General features: G+C 62.4%; 14 protein-coding genes. 10 read left to right on the top strand and 4 right to left on the bottom strand.

The window, feature by feature from the left end; genetic code table 11:
* The first annotated feature begins 77 nt into the window (after positions 1 to 77).
* Complete coding sequence (locus D0B32_RS11420) at positions 78 to 707, top strand: DapH/DapD/GlmU-related protein (protein ID WP_259294961.1); 630 nt, start codon at positions 78 to 80, stop codon at positions 705 to 707.
* 40 nt (positions 708 to 747) lie between these two features.
* Entirely contained in the window at positions 748 to 2,496 is a 1,749-nt protein-coding gene (locus D0B32_RS11415; protein WP_117334039.1) for a GMC oxidoreductase, read from the top strand.
* A gap of 86 nt (positions 2,497 to 2,582) precedes the next feature.
* Here the strand turns inward: D0B32_RS11415 and D0B32_RS11410 are convergent, their stop codons facing one another.
* Complete coding sequence (locus D0B32_RS11410) at positions 2,583 to 3,773, bottom strand: glycosyltransferase (RefSeq protein ID WP_117334038.1); 1,191 nt, start codon at positions 3,771 to 3,773, stop codon at positions 2,583 to 2,585.
* Positions 3,770 to 5,194, bottom strand: coding sequence for a hypothetical protein (locus D0B32_RS11405; RefSeq protein ID WP_147329517.1), 1,425 nt, complete (start codon positions 5,192 to 5,194; stop codon positions 3,770 to 3,772). The genes D0B32_RS11410 and D0B32_RS11405 overlap by 4 nt, the downstream gene beginning before the upstream one ends.
* 375 nt (positions 5,195 to 5,569) lie before the next feature.
* Between D0B32_RS11405 and D0B32_RS11400 the strand changes: the two genes are divergently transcribed.
* The gene (locus tag D0B32_RS11400; protein WP_117334036.1) at positions 5,570 to 6,736 is read left to right on the top strand and encodes an acyltransferase; all 1,167 of its coding nucleotides are present in this window, start codon (positions 5,570 to 5,572) and stop codon (positions 6,734 to 6,736) included.
* An 84-nt stretch (positions 6,737 to 6,820) separates the two neighbouring features.
* On the opposite strand, the gene D0B32_RS11395 is transcribed toward D0B32_RS11400, so the two are convergent.
* Complete coding sequence (locus D0B32_RS11395) at positions 6,821 to 8,074, bottom strand: glycosyltransferase (protein WP_117334035.1); 1,254 nt, start codon at positions 8,072 to 8,074, stop codon at positions 6,821 to 6,823.
* Positions 8,075 to 8,208: 134 nt separating this feature from the next.
* Between D0B32_RS11395 and D0B32_RS11390 the strand changes: the two genes are divergently transcribed.
* The 5 genes from D0B32_RS11390 to D0B32_RS11370 all read left to right on the top strand — a co-directional run bounded on the left by D0B32_RS11390 (position 8,209) and on the right by D0B32_RS11370 (position 12,433).
* Positions 8,209 to 9,456 carry an oligosaccharide flippase family protein gene (locus tag D0B32_RS11390; RefSeq protein WP_117334034.1) on the top strand — a complete coding sequence of 416 codons (1,248 nt, stop codon included), beginning with the start codon at positions 8,209 to 8,211 and terminating at the stop codon, positions 9,454 to 9,456.
* A complete protein-coding gene (locus tag D0B32_RS11385) occupies positions 9,456 to 10,529 on the top strand; it encodes a glycosyltransferase family 4 protein (protein WP_117334033.1) in 1,074 nt (357 codons plus the stop codon). Before D0B32_RS11390 ends, D0B32_RS11385 begins: the two co-directional genes overlap by 1 nt.
* Before the next feature lie 143 nt (positions 10,530 to 10,672).
* Positions 10,673 to 11,209 carry a dTDP-4-dehydrorhamnose 3,5-epimerase gene (gene rfbC / locus D0B32_RS11380; protein ID WP_259294981.1) on the top strand — a complete coding sequence of 179 codons (537 nt, stop codon included), beginning with the start codon at positions 10,673 to 10,675 and terminating at the stop codon, positions 11,207 to 11,209.
* Positions 11,210 to 11,393: 184 nt separating this feature from the next.
* Positions 11,394 to 12,035, top strand: coding sequence for a GNAT family N-acetyltransferase (locus D0B32_RS11375; RefSeq protein WP_117334032.1), 642 nt, complete (start codon positions 11,394 to 11,396; stop codon positions 12,033 to 12,035).
* A 62-nt stretch (positions 12,036 to 12,097) separates the two neighbouring features.
* Positions 12,098 to 12,433 (top strand): hypothetical protein, encoded by a 336-nt coding sequence (locus D0B32_RS11370; RefSeq protein WP_259294960.1) that lies wholly within the window; start codon positions 12,098 to 12,100, stop codon positions 12,431 to 12,433.
* A gap of 104 nt (positions 12,434 to 12,537) precedes the next feature.
* Here D0B32_RS11370 and D0B32_RS11365 read toward each other — a convergent pair whose 3' ends face one another.
* A complete protein-coding gene (locus D0B32_RS11365; protein WP_074265082.1) occupies positions 12,538 to 12,699 on the bottom strand; it encodes a DUF1328 family protein in 162 nt (53 codons plus the stop codon).
* On the opposite strand from D0B32_RS11365, the gene D0B32_RS32260 reads away from it, so the two are divergent.
* A complete protein-coding gene (locus D0B32_RS32260; protein WP_147329516.1) occupies positions 12,700 to 13,110 on the top strand; it encodes a hypothetical protein in 411 nt (136 codons plus the stop codon).
* Between the two features lie 526 nt (positions 13,111 to 13,636).
* A complete protein-coding gene (gene wecB / locus D0B32_RS11360) occupies positions 13,637 to 14,824 on the top strand; it encodes a non-hydrolyzing UDP-N-acetylglucosamine 2-epimerase (RefSeq protein WP_117334030.1) in 1,188 nt (395 codons plus the stop codon).
* Positions 14,825 to 14,919 lie beyond the last annotated feature (95 nt).

The raw sequence follows: 14,919 nt of genomic DNA, 5'->3' as shown, positions 1-14,919 counted from the left end.
GTAAGCGCGGCGTGAAAACGACGGCATACGGCGGTTCTCCGTCACATGAACCGGATGCAAGTGGGGTACATAAGCAGATGAAACGCGACGAAATCAATGCGCCGGAAGAGTGGGGTTCAGGGGCGCCCGCTTCTTCGATAACGGTACCGCGTGTGATCGATCTGAGCCGCGCCGGCAAGGGCAACTATGTGCGGCGTGTGAGCCGGCTCACCGAGGCACTGTGGTTCCTCGTCGAGGCATGCGTCATCAACAACAAGCTGATTCCACTTTCGGGTGTGCGCGTGGCGCTGCTGCGTCTGTTCGGCGCGAAGATTGGCCCGAACTGCCGCTTCGTGCACCCGCTGCGCGTGAAGGCGCCCTGGAATCTCGAGGTGGGAGCGAATTCGTGGTTCGGTGTCGATGCGTGGATCTACAACCAGGCGCCGATCCGCATTGGCGCGAACGTGTGCATCTCGCAGGGCGCTTTTCTGACCACGGGTTCACACGATCACGCCACCACGATGGATCTGCGCGTGGCGCCCATCGTGATCGAAGACGGTGTGTGGATCGCTTCGAAGTGCGTGGTGCAGATGGGCGTGACGATCGGACGTTCGGCATTGGTGACGCCGCTCTCGGTCGTGCATCGTTCGCTGGAAGCCGAAGGCATTTACGGCGGCAATCCGGCGCAGTTCATCAAGAAGCGTTTTCCTCAGGCACGCGGCCAGTAAGGCGCGCGGATACGGCTGCACAAGAATCAGGGGAGCGGGGATGTTCATCGACAGCCGCAGTGTTGAAGATCGGACGGTTCTCGAAACAACCGTCTGCATTATCGGGGCGGGCGTAGCGGGTATCACGTTCGCACTCGAAATGGACAAGCTGGGCATTGATACCTGCGTGCTGGAGAGCGGCGGGTACAAGCCCGACGACGAGACACGCGATCTCTATCGCGGCGAAAACGTCGGCATTCCATACACTTTCGCCGACGGCAGCCGCAGCCGCTTCCTCGGCGGCAGCAGCAATTGCTGGGGCGGCTGGTGCCGTCCGCTCGATCCGTGGGACTTCGAGAAGCGCGACTGGGTGCAGGACAGCGGCTGGCCGTTCGGGCTGGAAGAACTGCAGCCGTATTACGCCCGCACCCATGCGCTGCTGCAACTGGGGCCGCAGAATTTCGATCCGGCTCATTGGGAAGCGTCGATCAATCGCGCGGACGTGCGTAGGCATCCTCTACCGAGCGGTACGGTGCGCGACACGATTTCGCAGTTCAGCCCGCCGGTGCGCTTCGGCAAGCAGTACCGCAGCGAACTGCTGAAGTCGCCGCATGTGCGGGTGCTGCTGTACGCCAACGCGCTCGACATTGAAACCGACAGCCACGCGCAACGGGTCAATCGCATTCAGGTGGGCACCTTGAGCGGGCGGCGCTTCGCGGTGTCGGCGAAGGTATTCGTGCTGGCCACCGGCGGCATCGAAAACGCGCGCCTGCTGCTGGCCTCCAACCGCGTGCAGTCCGCGGGCCTCGGTAATGGCCATGATCTGGTGGGCCGCTATTTCATGGACCATCCGCGTGTGATGTCGGGCAGCATCCGCTTTAACAAGGCGTGGGCGCGCAACAAGCTCTACGACATCAAATACCACTACCAGAACGATGCCGTGAAGGCGCACGGTCAGCATATCTCGTCACAGTTCGCGCTCACCCAGCAAGTGCTCGAACGTGAAAAGCTGCTCAATGCGCGCGTCTGGTTCTATTCGATGTTCTACGGCGAAAACACGGCGGGTGCGGAAGCGCTGATCCGCTGCAAGCAGGCCGTGCTCAAGAAAGACCAGCCTGGCTGGAGCCTCACGCGCGATCTGCTCACCATGGCCATGCATCCGGTCGAGGCGGGCGCCTTCGGGGCGGCACGTCTGTTCCAGCCGCGTGCGCTGATCACGGACGTGAAGTTTCAGACCATCGTCGAAGCCGAGCCGAACCGCAACAGCCGCGTCACGTTGTCGAACCAGCGCGACCAGCTCGGCATGAACCGCGTGAAGGTGGACTGGCAATTGACAGAGCTGGTGAAGCGCACCTTCGACCGCACCAACATCCTCCTTGCGGAAGAGATGGAGCGCGCGGGCGTGGCGAAGGTGACGCTCGACGAGCCGCTGGAAGGCAAGCCGTGGCCCACGCAACTGGAAGGCACGTGGCACCACATGGGCACGACGCGCATGCACGATTCGCCGAAGCAGGGCGTGGTGGACAGCGACTGCAAGGTACACGGCATGGCAAATCTGTACGTGGCCGGCAGTTCGGTGTTCCCGACGGTGGGCGCAAACTTCCCGACCATCACGATCACGGCGCTGACCTTGCGTCTGGCCGAACACGTGGCGCACACGCTGCGCGCGCATCACGCAGTGCCGTTGACCGACGTGGCGACGATGGGACAGGTGTTTGTCGGCAATGGCGAAGCCGCGACGGAGAAGCTGCCGTTCGCCGCTGAAGTGCGGCCGCTGCGCGAGGATATGCTGTTTCTCGTCAAGAAGTGACACGAGGCTGCGGGCGCTACGGCGCCCGCGTGCGTCACGTGGAAAGGCCCCGCTAGCGGGGCCTTTTACATTTGAACCACCATGGCTTATTCCAGCACGAGGGAACGTTCCCTGCTGCCGCCAATGGGGCGCCCTTGCTGCAACACGCGCAGCAGATCGGACGACATGGCGTCGACCGTAAAGTGGCGCTCGAAGCATTGCATGGCCTGCGCGCGCATCACGTCAGCGGCAGCCGGGTCGAGCCGCAGCCAGCGCGCGAGACTCTCTAGCGTGCCTTGCTCGGTATCGGACGCCACGAATCCGGCGCCGTCTTCGGCCACTTCGCGCCAGATATTCACCTTGTCGGAGATCAGCGCGGGCAGACCACAGCCGAGTGCTTCAGCCACGGCGATGCCGAAATTCTCCTGATGCGACGGCAGGACAAACGCATCGCTCGCGTAAAACGCGCCCCACTTGGCATCGCCTTGCAGCATGCCGGCCCATGTGACGTGTCCGGTGATGCCCAGGTCCTTGCACAGTGTCTGCAAGGTGGCGCCCCAGCCGATACTGTCAGGCCCAGCCATCACCACATGCGCCGACGCATCGTGCTGGCGCGCAGCGGCGAATGCCTTCAGCAGCAGATCGCAGCCCTTCTTCGGATGGATACGGCCGAGAAACAGCAGCAGACGTTTGCCGCGCAGTTCGGGATGCACCGCATAGAACGCTTCGCGCAAGTCGGGCGCGTGCGTGGGCGGGCGGCTCGTGCCGAATGCCACGACTTCCTCGTGCGCCCGGTACAGGCGGAACGATTCGCGCGCGAGGCGGCACTCTTCCTGCGTGGTGAAGACCACCCGTGTCGCGTCGCGCAAGACCCGATATTCCGCCCACGGCCAGTACAGACACTTCTTCAGATGCTTGAGCGGGTAGGTGTGCTTGAACCACGGGTCCAGCATGCCATGCGGAAACACGTAGTACGGCACGTTGAGTCGGCGCAACGCTTTCCACGTCGCGTAGCTGTGGTACTGCCACAAGCCGTTGACGATCACGGCGTCATACAACGGCGCATGCGTGGTGAGCCAGGGCACGAGTTCCTGCGTATAGCCGTAAAAGCCTTTGCCGGGACCGAGCGCGTGCACGGGCAGCGGGAATTCCTTCACCCACGGCGCAGTGGGGTCGTCGACGGTGGCGACTTCGATCTGATGGCCGAGCGCGGTCATGTTGAGACCGCTCTGGCGCACACCTTCAGTTGGACCACCGGCGCGCGGATCCAGCGTGGACAGCAGATGAAGGAGTTTCATGAGCGTGCCCTGCCATGCAGGCTGTGCGGCAACTGTCCCATGCCGGCGTGAGCGTCGAGGTTGCCGGCTGGCCACTGCGCGACGCCCGCGTGCGGCGTCATCACCGGAGCGCGATGCGGACGATGCGCGCGGCGCGTGGCGCGTACGCGCAGCGTCTGCGCGATGCGTGCGTAGCTCGCCACCACCAGCCCGAGCGCGACACCGTAGATGAGCCCGGAAAAACGCGGTCCGAGTGGATTGCCGCCAATCGAGGTGGCGGGCAGCGCGGCGAGCAGCAGAATGGAGCGGCCCAGCACCGGCAGATACAACAGGTTCGGCATGCGTCGCCGCCACTCGCGATGCGCCTGCGACGCCTTATATAACGCATACAGGATGGCGAGCGGCATCGCGATGCCAAACAACAGGCCCCCGGCGAACAGTTGATAGACCCAGAAGTTGTGGCCGGCGACCCATTCGTGAATGGCGAAGAAATCCTTCGCACTCATCTGCCCTTGCAGATCGGCGAGGTAAGTGGGCGAGTAGCGATATATGTGACCGTACCCTTCGCCCAGCAGCAACGAAGAGGGCGTGCCGGTCACCTGATCGTACTGGTCCTTCATTTCAGCGAGCCGCGTGATGGTAGTCGGATCGACCCCGGCTTCGGTTTCCTTCGAGGCGAAGATCCGCTGTGTCCAGTGGGCCGACACACTCGGCATCAACGACGCCACCCCGACAATGGCAACACCGATCAGCAGACAGATCATGATGGCGCGCGTGGCAGCGCGCAGCAGATGCCGCAACGAGGGCGCGCTGAGCCACGTGGCGAGAACGAACAGCAGCGCGGTGCCGATCAGCAGCGAGCGTGTCACGCTCAGCAGTTCGATCACGACCGTACCGATGAACAGCGCAATGGCGAAGCGTGTGTGACGGTGTGCCACCACGAATTCGTGCAGCAGGATGGCCTGCAAACCGAGGAACGTCACGGAAACGATGTGAAAACGCACCTTGTCGAGACCGCCGCCGGTCGCCACGCCATACACGAAGCTGAATACGAGCGAGAGGACCATTGCCCAGAACAGGGCTTTTTCGATCTGCGCGAGGCGTACGTCGCTCCACGGATGGCAGGCCACGAAGTAGCCGAGCAGAAACAGCATGAACGGCAGCAGCACGCGCAGATAGTTGCCGAAATCATTGCCTTGCAGCAGTTGCGTGACGGCGCTGCCGAGCACCGTGGCAAGCAGCCCCCACGTGATGAGCTTGCGCAGATGCGAGCGGCCTTCGAAGCGCGGCGCGATCAGCAGCAGCAACAGGCCCGCACCAACCGAGGGGACCACGAGCAGGATTTGGGCGAGATGGCTGGAGGCATCCTCGGCCGCCTTGAAATCGAGCGCAAGCGGCACGAGAAAGAGCCAGATCCAGACGGCGGTGAATTTGTTGCGCACGGTCGGCTTCTCCTGAGCGAAAAGGGCGCAACCGGGCGGGCTCATAGGGAGCCGGCAGTGCGATGGCGGGTAGTCTCCTGGGATGATTCCCAAGGCCCCCGATTCCCCCAATCATTGCGACGAATATAGCAGTGCGTAAATTCGCCTTCCGTGACAGCGGCGCGCAATAACTAGTCTTCGGCGTGATTCGCCAGCCGGCTAGGTACGCTGGCGCACACGGCTGTTGGACAGTGCCGACAGGGTTCGCGCATGGCCGCGATTGGCGTGATGTTGGCGGATGACGGCGGACCTGGCACAACAAGATATGAGGACAGATGGTGGGGAATCGTTTTCAATACATTAGCTGCGCTTTTATTGGGTGGGAAGGGGGAAATCATGCGCTGGTTCGGCACGGGCACGTCAAAGGGCCCGCAACGTTTGATCGAACTCGATTTCATCCGTGGAATCGCCATCATCGCCGTGATGGGGTTCCATTTCCATACGGTGCATACCGGCAGCGCGATCATTTCAGCCATTGAATACCCGCTCAAGAACTTCGGCCAGGAAGGCGTCAACCTGTTCTTCACGCTGAGCGGCTTCCTCGTGGGCGGGCTGCTGCTCAAGCAGTATGCGAAGGTGGGCCGCATCGACGCGCGCCGCTTTATCATCAGACGGATCTTCAAGATCTGGCCCGCGTATTACGTGCTGATCCTGTTTCATGTGTTCGCCGGGCGGCATCCCACCAGTACCTTCCTCGTGCAGAATCTCACGCACATGCAGAACTACCTGGGCTCGTCGATTTCGCAGACCTGGAGCCTGGCGGTGGAGGAGCACTTCTATCTGTTCCTGCCCGCGCTGCTGTTGCTGGTGACGATGCTCAAACTGCGCTCGTCGGCGATCATCGCCATTCTGCTTTCTATCTGCGGCATCGTGCTGGCGGCGCGCTGCTTCGTGGTGTCCAAAGGCGAGCTGGAAGCCGCGTTCTTCTACACCCAATATCGCATCGACAGCCTGCTGTTCGGCGTGATTCTGGCTGCGGTCTACTGGATGAAGCCGGAGCTGTATCAGCGTATTGCATCCCACAAGAAGACGCTGATTGCGATCGTGATCGCGCTGATTGCGTGGCTCGTGCTGGCCACCAAGAACGTGCCGCTCGACGAAAGCATTGGCTACACGCTGCAGGCGCTGGGCTTCTGCGCGCTGATCGTGCTGACCCTCGAATATTCGAAAAATCTGCGCACGGCATGGTTCTTCCGTGCCATCGCATGGGTGGGTGTGTATTCGTACGGGATCTATCTGTGGCATTCGCTGGCGCTCGCGCCCGGCGACATGCTGATCCGCAAGCTCGCGGCCTGGCATGTCCCGCCTGTGGCCGCATGGGCGCCGGTGCTGATCGCGCAGTTCGTGATCGCGATCGTGATTGGCTACGTGACGACGCGGGCCATCGAATTCCCGTTCCTGCGCATTCGCGATGCGATCTTCCCGGCGCGCCGCAAAGGGCCGCGCGGCGAGGGCATGCCCGAGGAACTGGAAGTGCCGGCGGTACGCGGACAGGTGCTTTGAGGGATTGGCTTCATCGAGCGCGTGCCGTGACTGGCACGCGCTTTTCTTTTCAGTGGTGAAGCGAAGGGAATTGAAGCGAAGCGATCAGGCGGCCGCGCCCTGGCGGCATTCCTCGGCGGTCAAGACCGCGTTGTCGCGCAGCGCCGACTGCAAGGTCTGCTTGAAGTGACTGAGGGTATTGCGTTCCAGCAGATGACCGCCCGCTGCATCGGACTGGCGCGGATAGGCGTCGTACGAATCGAGCGCGAGATCGAGCGCCTGGTTGATCGCGTCGACCGAGAGATCGTCGAGCACGGGCCCGAGCGCGCCGTCGCGGCAGAACCAGCCAATCAGGCCTTCCGCCGTGGCAATCAGCGGCTTGCCGGCGCGATATGCCTGCACCAGTACGCCGCTCATGCCGTAGTGCCCCTTGTAGCCGAGCCACACCACGTCACAGGCGGCAAACAGGTCGCTTTCGGTTTCGCCGGAAATGAATTGATCGAGCACGATGGGCGGCGTAGACAGTTGCGCGAGGCGGCGCTTGAGCGGCGCGCGCACGTCCATGTCCTGCGAGCCGGCAATCACGAGCGTGGGCGCGTCCGCGCGCGCGGCGAGTGCATCGACCAGTTCGTAAATGCCCTTGCGTTCGCTGATGGCGCCATAGACCAGCACGTATTGGCCGTACAGCGTCAGCCCGAGCCGTTCGCGTGCCTGTAGCGGATCGGGAGCGGGGGTATCGGGGCTCGGGTCGGGCAGATATTGCACCGTGGCGCTATCTGCCGCGGCGTTTTTCTCGCACCAGTCGCCCAGGGTGGGATCGATGCTCAGCAGAGTCCGCAGACCCGGCGTGCGCAGCGCCCGGCGGAACAGTTGCGCCTTGACCGCGTTGACCAGCGGGCGGCGTGGCGCAACTACACCGGCCTCGTGATGCTGAAACGTCGCCCGCATGGTGATGCCCACCCACGGCATCTTGCCGAACGGCGAACCCAGCGCGGGCAGTGCGTACAGAAAGTAGTCGACGTAAGGCACGATGACGCGCACCACGGGATGCTCGCGGCTCACCGTCTTGAAGATGTGCTGGAAATAGCGGAAAAACCGCACGTAGCTGATCGACCCGAGGCCGCGGCGTGACTCCTGCGTCGGCGGATCGACAAAGGTGATCTGCAGATCGGGCGCGCGCGCGCCGTCCACCTGTGGCCTGGCGAGGCGCTGCGCGAGCGGATGCGTGGCGTTCGCCGAGGCGGTCGCAATCACGCAGGCGTAGCCCGCTTCGAGACACGCCTGCGCGGCCCATTCGGCATAACGCCAGCGGTGTCCCGAGAAATCGGGCTCGATAATGAGGACGGTATCTTTCGGCATATGCGCAAGGTAACTAAAAACAGGGCCACGGGTCCGCCAGGGGCCGATATCGGCTATGAGATGGCGGTCCCCGCATAAACAGCCGCGTTAACGTGTCAGGCATGGATTGGCGCATACTAAAGGGGAGGGCATCCGTGAGATCGATCAGGCTTCCGCTTGTCTCGATGAGGCCTGCATTTGGTGGCAGCGCAGCCACCTGGGTGCTGTTACAGCAGGTTGTCGTGCGCGGCCTCGTCGCGCTGAAATTTCTGGCCATTGGCCGCATGCTCGGGCCGGCCGCCATCGGCAGCGTGAGCGTTGCGTTGCTGGCGGTGGCGATTGCCGAAGCACTCAGCGACACCGGACTCGCGCAAGCCGTCGTGCAGGCCAGGAGCGTTCCCACCCGCGCGGAGCTGGGTGCGGTCTGGACCACACTCACCGCGCGCGGCGCGCTCATCGCGCTGCTTCTCATCGCACTTGCGCCGTTGATGAACGCGCAATTCCACCTGGGCGGCTCACTCGTGCTGCTGCAAATGGCGGCGGCGTTGCCATTGCTGCGTGGTATCGCGTCACCGGCCTACTACATGGTTCAACGCGATCGCGGCTTCCAGCAACTGGCGGGCGTCGAAACGTCCGCGGCGTTTGCGGACTGCGCGATTGGTCTCGCGTGTGCGTGGGGCGGCATGGGGGCGTTTTCGGTGCTGATCGGCATGATCGTCGGCGAGACGCTCAAGACCGTGCTGACATGGACCACCATGACGCCGCGGCCACCTGTGCGGCTTGCCTGGCATGGCATCGGTCACTACGTGAACTTCAGCCGCTGGATCTGGGCCGGCAGCGTCGTCAATCTGCTGCTCAACCAGTTCGACAAGGTGCTGGTCGCGAAGCTGCTTGGCCCCGTCGCACTCGGCGCGTATCAGATGTCGTCGAAGCTCGCGCAGATGCTGCTCGCCGACGCCGCCATCGCGCTCGGTCAATATCTGTTTCCGACTTTCTCCGCGCATCATCGTCGTGAGGACGGTTCCGCTGCCAAGCTCTTCGCGCGCTACATGACCGTGATCGTCATCGGTCTCGTGGCGGTCGTGCTGGTGCTGCGCTGGACTGCCGCGCCGCTCTTCATGTTCGTGCTCGGGCCGGCGTGGATGTCCGCGGTGCCGCTCTTCAAGATTTTCGTCATCAACATGGCGATTGGCGCTGTGATTGCGATGCTGGTGGCGTACCTGCGCGCGGTGGGCGCACCGAAGGCGGCGACCCAGGCTTCCATTCTGCAGGTGATCGCGCTCGTCATCATCGTGCCGCCCGCCACGCATCTGTGGGGCGTCACAGGTGTGGCGTGGGCCATGACGGCAGGGTTGAGCGCCGCCGCCGCCTGGATGTTCTATCGAATCCTCAAGAGGCCGTAATGCGGATTCTTCATCTCGTTCTCGCACCGCGTCTGTCCGGCGCCGAAGTGCTCGCCAAAGATCTCGCGGTTCATCAACGCCAGCATGGCGATACGGTGGCGCTTGCTTCGTTGCTGCCGCAACTGGATGACTTCGCCGCGTTGCGTGCGGAACTGGACGAACAGGCGGTGACGTGTCTGTTTCCCACGCGTACACACGGTGGTTTTGGCAAGCTGTGGCATCTGTATCAGGCCATTGGTCGCTTCAAGCCGGACGTGCTGCTCGCGCACGCAACCATTCCCGCGTTCTACGCGCGCGCGTTGCCCGTGCGCGTGCCCGTCATCTACGTGATGCACTCAGCGGCGAACGATTTCGAGCGTTCGATGTTTCGCCGCGTGGAACGTGTGCTGTCGCGGCGCGCCGGTGCGGTGGTGGGCGTCTCCGAAGCCAACGTCAAGGACTACGTAGCAGCCATTGGCCGTCATCCGTTGATGCAGGTGATTCCCAACGGAGTGGATACGAGCCGCTTCGTCTGCACCACCGATAGCGCGACGAACCGTCAGAGCGATGGCGGTCAGATCGTGCAGATTGGCCGCTATAACGCGGTCAAGAATCAACTGCAGACGGTGCGTGCGTTTGCCGAAGCGGCGCGGGTCGTCAAGGATGCGCGTCTGTTGCTGGTGGGCGTGGTGGAAGACCCGGCGTATTTCGCCGCGGTCAAGGCGCTCGTCAGCGAGCTTGGTCTGAACGGACGCGTGATCGTCGACGGCCCGCGCGATGACGTGACGCGTCTGCTGGCCGAATCGCGCGTATTCGCGATGCCGTCGCTGTCGGAAGGGCACAGCATTGCGTTTCTCGAAGCGCTGGCAACCGGCATACCGGTCGTAGCGAGCCGCATCGACGCGTTTCATTTCGCCCGCGACTTTCCTGGCGTGCAGTTACTCGACACGACGCATACCGCTGCATACGCGAGTGCGATGGTCGACGCATTGCGCGCCCCGCGTGTAGCACGCTCGCTGGATGGCCTGACCTTGAACGACACCGCACAGCAATACCTGGCCATCACGCGCAGGGTGGCGGGGGCGCTGGCATGAACGTGCGTTACTCCGCGCAGATTCGCCAGGGCATGCATGGCGCGCGGCGCGGTTATGTGCGGGCGGCGAGTCGCGGCGCGGGAGCGCAGCGCGGGCAAGTGCCCGCTTCGCTGCATGGCGCGAGCGGCAGAGGCATCCGGGTGATGAGAACCGCGTTGCCGGAAGTCAAGGTCGTCGAGTCGGATCTGTTCTGCGATGACGTGGGCAGTTCATTCGAGGCCTTCAATGCCGAGCAATTTGCACTGCACGTCACCGATGGCGTCGACTTCGTACAGGACGATCACTCGTGTTCAAGGCGCGGCGTGCTGCGTGGTTTGCACTATCAGATCCAGCATCCACAGGGCAAACTGATTCGTGTGCTGGTGGGCGATGTGTTCGACGTGGCCGTGGATATCCGCCTGAGTTCGCATACCTTCGGCAAGTGGATCGGCGTGCATCTGAGCGCGGCGAACCGCCGGCAAATCTGGGTGCCGCCAGGCTTTGCACATGGCTTCGTGGTGATGTCCGAGCGGGCCGAGTGCCTCTGCAAGGTCACTGACTTCTGGTATCCCGAACACGAACGCAGCATTCTGTGGAGCGATCCGGATATCGGCGTGGACTGGCCGATCGAATGCGCGCCCATTCTGGCGGCGCGCGACGAAGCCGGCAAACTGCTCTACGAAGCCGAACATTACGCGTGACGGTGGCAGCGGACGACGCTGTGTCGGGCACTCGCTGAGCGGCTTCATTGCGTCCGTTCATTGCGTCCGCTTGTTGCGTCCGCTCAATGCGCGTTTTATGCCGCTTTTACAGCGGTTTTTACGGGATTTTTTCTTGCGGGCGCCATGCCGCCAAACCTACACTTCGATCATCTGATGAACCTGGATGGTCACGGTGAAACCTCTCTCAGCCCGGCAGCAACGCGTTGCAATCCACCATGTCGGACGTGGCGCTGGCCGCGTCGAGCTGCGGCGCTTCGATCCCGCGCGCGATTCCTATGAAGCACTCACGGCCATGCTGCATCGTGCGTTTGCGCGGCTCGGCGCGATGGGTCTGAATTGCACCTGCGTGGATCAGACTGTCGAGGTCACGTGCACGCGAGCAAGGCGTGGCGATTGTTATGTGGCGGTGTGCGATGGCCAGATTGTCGGCACGCTGACGCTCTACGCGCCGGATCGCGAGTCGCTTTGCACGCTGTATCAGCGCGATGACGTGGCCAGCATGCGCCAGTTCGCCGTCGAGCCGGCCTGGCAGGCGCGCGGTGTCGGCACCCTGTTGCTGGCACTCGCCGATCATTGGGCCGCCATTCGCGGCTACGCGGAACTCGCGCTGGATACGCCGCAGCCCGCCACGCATCTGATTGCGCTGTACCGCAGCCAGGGCTTTCGCATCGTCGATTTCGTGCGCTTCGACGGCAAGCGCTACGCCAGCGCCATCTTGAGCAAACCGGCTGTGGTGGCCCGCACGCTGGCGAACTGGTCGCACCGGCTCACACTGCCGCGCAAGCCGGTCGCCTGCGCCGCGTGAGCGGTGCTCACGGTTTCATCGAAGCATCCCGCTAAATGGCAACAAGAAGGATATAGAGAATCATGGTGCACTCACGACCGTGGATGATGGTGCGGGGCATGTTGAAGATCGTGTTGGTTGCGATCGCAACCGCCCAGCTTTTGACGGCAGCGTTCACGCTGCTGGCACGGCAGATCGATGCGGACGTTGCGCCGCAAATCGTCTCGGTGTTTGGTTTCGTAACCTGCGGCCTCGTGTCGATGTGGCTACAGGCCGATGCGCGCCGCGCCTTCCGCGTGGCCAAAGAGAAGGGCTTTGTTAAAGCGCGCAATGGTGAAGCGGGGCTGACGATTGCCGCGGACTGTCCGCACCGCTGGCTGGTGGTGCTGCATGCTGAATTGAATCCGGCGGCTGCGTAGTAGAACGGGTACATCATGCAACAAACAGCACGGGCCGCAACTATTGCAATGTGGCAAGGCAACTATTGCAATACGTTGCGGCCCGTGACCGGTCCGTTTTACTGCTAGCGTCGGACCACGCCCATCAGCAGGGTCACGAGGAAGATCACGATAAAGATGAAGAACAGGACCTTGGCGATTTCGGCCGCGCCCGCGGCGATACCGCCGAAGCCGAACACGGCGGCGATGATGGCGATGATGAAGAAGATTGCGGCGTAGCGAAGCATGTGTCTCTCCTCGATGGATTGCAGGAATATTGGAACCGGCCGGCCTTTGTCGTCCACGTGCCTTCGGCATTTACCGGGGCGTTGATCGTGTCGGTGCCGCCGACCGTGGTGGAGCAACTCCTGTGCCTGGATTCGCCAAAGATTGTCAGCAAGACTGCGCGGCGCATGCCGCACCGCAACGCGCCGCAGGTGGCCGAATGGGTTTTAGCCAAGGCTAAATACTTTCGGACAACCAGGTATTCGGCCTGGCTCAACGCCCGCTCGTCGCGATCTCATCGCCATCTCATCGCCATCTCATCGCCAACTGGGATAAAAGGCAGGGCGGTGAATGCGCCGCTTCAAATCACACCAAATCCCGCAATTTGGGCACTCCGCATTGCCGATTTAAAGCGATTATCGAAAGCTCGTTGAAAGTAAAGCACGATTGATCGAAACTTTAACGCGGGCAAAAAATCCAGTTCAAAAACGTTTCAAAAATGAATCAAAATCCGCGTCACCGGAGTAATGCCGCGAAGCGGTATTAAGTATGAAGGTTAACCATTGTCAAATAACAACAGCCGCACGTCGCCTTACGTGAATCGGCGTTAAACGTTTGCGCCCAGTCTTCTCGCCGCTTACAGCCGCCAACCCCCTGTTTTGCAGCCAGAATTTCGCCGTTTGCGTACCCCCTCAGGCCTAAATTCGTTGAAGGTTTTGCCGTAAACACCCGTTATACTCGCCGGCGATTCGAAAGCCGGATATGGGGCCACTACGGTGGGTCCGGACGAATATTAGTCAGGCAAGGCCAAAGCGTTCGGTTTGCAAGCGTCCATTAATGAAGGCGCTCACAGACATCGGTGTTGCAAAGGCCTGGGATCACAGGGTTTGGCTCATGCGTGATCGAGCGAATAATCCGTGTCCCCGCCGCCGATCAACATCATGAACAGCACAAAATAATATGCCAACGAGGATTTTGTCGATATTCGGCACCCGGCCTGAAGCCATCAAAATGGCGCCGCTCGTCAAGCGTCTTGAAGCCGACGCGAATATCGAATCCGTGGTTTGTGTGACCGGCCAGCATCAGTCGATGCTGAACCAGGTCCTCGACCTGTTTTCGATCGTGCCGCATTACGACCTCAAACTCATGACGGGCAACCAGACCCTCAACGGTCTCGCTTCCCGTTTGCTCGCTTCGCTCGACGACGTGCTCGCGGCCGCGCAACCGGATCGCGTGCTGGTGCATGGCGACACGACCACCGCGTCGGCGGCCGCGCTGGCCGCGTTTCATCGCCGCATTCCGATTGGCCACGTCGAAGCGGGTCTGCGCACGGGCAATCTGATGCAACCGTGGCCGGAAGAAATGAATCGCCGCGTGGTGGACGTGATGAGCGACCTGATGTTCGCGCCGACCGCCAGTTCGAAGGCGAACCTCGCGCGTGAATCGTTGCACGGGCGCGTCATCGTCACCGGCAATACGGTGATCGACGCGCTCAATCTGACCGTCGCACGCATCGACGGTGACGCCGCACTGCGCGCTGAACTCGATACACGCTTCGAATTCCTGAATAACACGCTGCCGGTGCTGCTCGTCACGGGCCACCGCCGCGAAAGCTTCGGCGATGGCTTTGCCAACATCTGCGCGGCGCTCGGTGAGCTTGCCAGTACCAATGCCGTGCAGATCGTCTACCCGGTGCACCTGAATCCGAATGTGCGCGGTCCGGTGCAGGAAGCACTCGGCGCAGCCCGCAACGTGCATCTGATCGAACCGCTCGATTACCTCGGCTTCGTGCGTCTCATGCAGCGCGCCTCGATCATCCTCACGGATTCGGGTGGCGTGCAGGAAGAAGCGCCGGCGCTCGGCAAGCCGGTGCTCGTCATGCGTGACGTCACCGAACGCCCGGAAGCGGTGAGCGCGGGCACGGTACGACTGGTCGGCACGCAGCGCGAAGTGATCGTGCGCTCGGTGATGGACCTGCTCGAAGACGCACGTGAGCGCGACGACTTCGCGCGCCGTATCAATCCCTATGGCGATGGCCACGCGTCGGAGCGCATCGTCGCGGCACTCGCGGGACGTCCCTTCGACGAATTCGGCAGCACGGCGGCATTGCAGGCGCGGCGCGTCGCGCAGACCGCTTCCGTGTTGTAGGCCGCAGCGAACGCCACGACCGACCACCCGAGCGCGTCCTGGGTGATTCGCTTTGCCCCCAGGACCACCACCTATTTTCAGCATTTCGGCTTAAC

This window comes from Paraburkholderia sp. DHOC27, from assembly GCF_003429005.1.
In the GTDB taxonomy this organism is placed as follows: domain Bacteria; phylum Pseudomonadota; class Gammaproteobacteria; order Burkholderiales; family Burkholderiaceae; genus Paraburkholderia.
This window is presented reverse-complemented; position numbering and strand designations above follow the sequence as displayed.